General features: G+C 39.8%; 5 protein-coding genes. All 5 read left to right on the forward strand.

Going from position 1 to position 4,074, the window contains the following annotated elements:
• Positions 1-576, forward strand: a 576-nt coding sequence (gene nrfD, locus K8S13_RS11235; protein ID WP_291462540.1) for an NrfD/PsrC family molybdoenzyme membrane anchor subunit, incomplete at its 5' end; no start/stop codon positions are given.
• 527 nt (positions 577-1,103) lie between these two features.
• The gene (locus K8S13_RS11240; protein ID WP_291462541.1) at positions 1,104-2,045 is read left to right on the forward strand and encodes a DUF2971 domain-containing protein; all 942 of its coding nucleotides are present in this window, start codon (positions 1,104-1,106) and stop codon (positions 2,043-2,045) included.
• A gap of 174 nt (positions 2,046-2,219) precedes the next feature.
• On the forward strand, positions 2,220-2,732 hold the full coding sequence (locus tag K8S13_RS11245; protein WP_291462542.1) for a hypothetical protein: 513 nt from the start codon (positions 2,220-2,222) through the stop codon (positions 2,730-2,732).
• A 76-nt stretch (positions 2,733-2,808) separates the two neighbouring features.
• On the forward strand, positions 2,809-3,306 hold the full coding sequence (locus K8S13_RS11250; RefSeq protein ID WP_291462543.1) for a super-infection exclusion protein B: 498 nt from the start codon (positions 2,809-2,811) through the stop codon (positions 3,304-3,306).
• Positions 3,307-3,462: 156 nt separating this feature from the next.
• Positions 3,463-4,074 (forward strand): tetratricopeptide repeat protein (locus K8S13_RS11255; protein ID WP_291462544.1); only part of this gene is annotated, 612 nt, incomplete at its 3' end.

The raw sequence follows: 4,074 nt of genomic DNA on the forward strand, positions 1-4,074 counted from the left end.
GCTATCTTAGCCCCCAGATTTCTTTCTTCAGCCTTTGCAGCAGGTCCGGCATTATTGATTCTTTTATGCCTTATTATCCGCAGGGTTACAAATTACGATCCGGGTAGAGAACAGATTCAGTCTCTTGCCAAGATTGTTGCATATGCTATTTCGATCAATGTCTTTTTCTTCCTTTGTGAAATTTTTACCGTTTTTTACAGCAATATTCCGGAACACATGGATCACATTAAATACCTTTTTGTCGGTCTTCACGGGCACGGTGCTCTGGTTCCCTGGATGTGGACATCCATGGTTTTAATGCTAATAAGCATTATTTTACTTGTTAATCCAATAACTCGAAAAAATGAGGGTATTCTTACCGTAGCCTGTATAACTACTTTTGTAGGTACATGGATCGACAAAGGGCTCGGCATGATCTCCGGTGGATTTGTCCCCAACCCTTTGCATCATGTAAATGAATATTTTCCATCTATTCCTGAAATTCTGATAGCCCTCGGTGTCTGGGCAATAGGATTTTTCGTCTTAACCATCCTGTTTAAAATCGCTGTTTCAGTAAAGGAAGAAGTTGGCGCATAAATAAAACCGCTAAATAAATTTCAAAGGGCTCAAATTTTCGGTTTGAGCCCTTTTTTTTGCTGTAATGAATGGGCATGACACCACAGCCACTCCCACCTAATTATCAGGTATGGTTTGGCACGACTTTGATAAGTATCACAAAAGTTGAAAAACTCTGTCCAAAACAAAAAACCAATCACGAAAGCCCGAAAGACCCCGGTACGATCTACCGGACCTACGGGGCAGGCGAAAACACGAAAAAAGAATTAGGGGAAAAGGATGTTTCGTGCTTTCCTCCTTTCGTGTTTTCGTGGTAAAAAATAAAATCAGACAAAATTCTACAGCACAAAAGCATGAAAACCTAATTTCCAATTTCTATTTTCTATTTTCAGCGTTCCGTGAACGCTTATGACATTTAAAACCAGATTTACCAGGAGGGCTCATGAAAAGAATTGCAATTTTTACAATTATTTTAAGCCCCCATGATAATAGCATTTCATTGCTTAAATTATTAAAACAATAAAACAAAAGGCGTTATATATTAAAAAATGAGCCACGACAGAGAATATTTTTACAAATATATACCTGCAGAAGCAGCTTTAAAAATTCTTCAATCTCGTACACTTAAATACAGTTCCCCTGCTATCTTCAATGACCCATTTGACACGCAAACGAGAATGGATTTTGGCTTTGAGGTCTCCGAGCTTATCGAGGCTTTCACAGACGAACAATACAAAATGATCCACGGACACGAAGAACCAGTTGGGGATGAAAGCGTTGAGTTGTTCCGTGATATTAAAAAAATATGGCATATCGCAAAGCAAAGCCAGCAGAAAATGCCAAAGGAGGTTTGGAGGCATGAAATCAAGCCATTCGCTGAAGAAACTGTAATAATTTGCACAGAATATCTCGAGGAGTTGAACAATTGGTGGTATCGCTTATCAAAAGCTTCAAGAATTTTGAGTTTGGCTGAAGATCATTTAAATTTACTCATGTGGGCTCATTATGCAAAAGATCATACTGGTGTCGTAATAAAATTTAAATGTATGCCCGAATTAGATACTCCTTTCATCGCTGCTCGTAAAGTTAATTATTCATGCAAGCCACCTGTAATCGCAGAACTCAGTAACTATGTTAAATACTTAACTGGTCAGTCTCCAGATTTAATAGACTATCGTGCTGTATTTTTTAAACTCTTTCTCACCAAAAGCACACATTGGTGTTACGAACAGGAATGGCGAGTGTTTATTCCTTCTTTTAATATGGAAAATCCATCAATAAAGACAGACGATAAAGGCCAGGAGATATTATTTGATCTTATTTCCTTCCACCCCCAAGAAATCCACTCAATATATTTCGGTTGTAAAATTTCAAAACCAGACCGTGATAACATCATGGAATGCCTACAAGATGATATGAGGCACGTGAAAAAATATGATTGCATCCGAAGTGACAGGGAATACAAGCTTGATTTCGAGGAGGTATTTTAGCTCTAACAGGTTGTTATTATGCGCATAAAAATAACAAATCATTCGACACCGACCGCAAGAACGCCGGTTAAATCGGAAAGTTCGTATTGCTTTATCGAATTTTCCTGACAATTTTTTCCGGCCTGCGTTCAGCGGGTTAATTCCACATTATGCAATATTGAAAGGAGAGATACAATGACCGAATGGGTAGATGATCCTTGGATTGGATTCGGATGCGAAATGGCAGAGGAATTTTTCAGTAACCATAGGGAAACAATACCAGAAGATCCCCACAATGTCTGGGATGAAAACGAAATCGGTTACTTCTGCTTTGCGTTTGCCTTGTGGGCCGCACAATCAAAGTTCAAGCTAAAAAAGGGAACTGTCTTTAATGACCGGGCATTACAATACTGCGCAAATGTGGAAAGCGCAATGAATGATTCTGAGCAAATCGAAGGAGATGATTCTGAAAAATCAAACTGCGATGTCTACAAAATAAGAGAACAGGAATATGTATCCCTGCTGATGAAAGGGTCGGGTAGTTTATTTGGTGCTATTACTGGATCTCCATTCAAACGAGCATGTAAATCGTTTGTTTCTCACGCATGTAAAAGATATATTTTCTCAGAAAGAGACTTGGTAAAGATTATCCATCCCTGGTTGGTTGAAAAAGGAATGGAATTTGACAAGAAAATCGATTTTACATAATAAATGCACAACATTTTGCTGCATCGGATCGCAAAAAGCAGCGCCCGGTGAGCAAGGTTAGGAGTAAAATGACTTAATGATCGAATACTTTAAACTTATTATCGCTCAAACGCCGAAAATTCTACTTGGACTTGCATTGTTTTGCTTAGGCGGTATTATTGCTCCGGACAGTTTATTGTCGAAAGTTGGCATACTGAACATAAGAGAATATAGCAAACAATGGCTGGCAATCCTTTTTGGGCTTTCGGTTGCCTTGCTACTTTCTCATACTTTTTTTGGGCTTTTCCCATTTATTAAAGGAAGAATCAACGGATGGTTTATTGTCCATAGAGGCAAAATAAGACTCAAGAACTTAACACATGAGGAAAAAGAGATGCTGAGTACTTACATCGAAGGTGACACAATGGCTCAAACATTCGATTGTACTGACGGCGCAGTACTGGCATTAGAAAATGAGCATATAATATATAGAGCATCGGAACTCAGCAAAGGATTTACTGTTTTTCCATACAACATTCAGCCATGGGCAAGACAGCACCTAATCAAAAATCCACAGTTTTTTCTAACTCTATGAATTTTAGATAAATATTCTATCAGCCAAACCGTAATTCCCGTGCAGGCAGGAATCCATAAAAACCCTTACGAGAAAATCAATGCAATTATATGCGCTTCGATTTTTTTATTTAAACCCATCATTCGAACCTGACAAATTCTGTTAGAGGGATTTAAAATGAAACCATTCAAACCAGTAGTTTTCTTTCTTGTAGCTTTTTTCTTTTTCCTATCACTTTCCCCGAATTCAAACGCTCAAGAGGCTGATCTTAAAAAGGCGAAAGCCCTTAATCAGCAGGTGGTCAATCTATATCGCCAGGGTCAATACTCCAAAGCCATCCCAATCGCTAAAGAAGTTCTGGCCATTCGTGAAAAGGCTCTTGGGCCAGGGAACCCTGTTGTGGCTACCAGCCTAAACAACCTGGCATTGCTGTATTATTCTTTAGGAGATTATTCCAGAGCTGAGCCCCTTTATAAGCGCGCACTCGCCATCCATGAAAAAGTCCTTGGCACAGAGCACCCTGATATGGCCACCAACCTGAACAACCTGGCAGAGCTGTACAGGTCTTTAGGCGATTATGCCAAAGCTGAACCGCTTTATCAGCGTGCACTGGCCATACGTGAAAAGGTTCTTGGTTCGGAACACCTTGCTGTAGCCCAAAGCCTGAACAACCTGGCATTGCTTTATTATTCTTTAGGCGATTATGCCAGAGCCGAACCGCTTTATCAGCGTGCACTGGCCATCCGTGAAAAGGTTCTTGGGCCGGAGCACCCTGATGTGGCCAACAGC

The organism is Desulfobacula sp. (assembly GCF_021107415.1).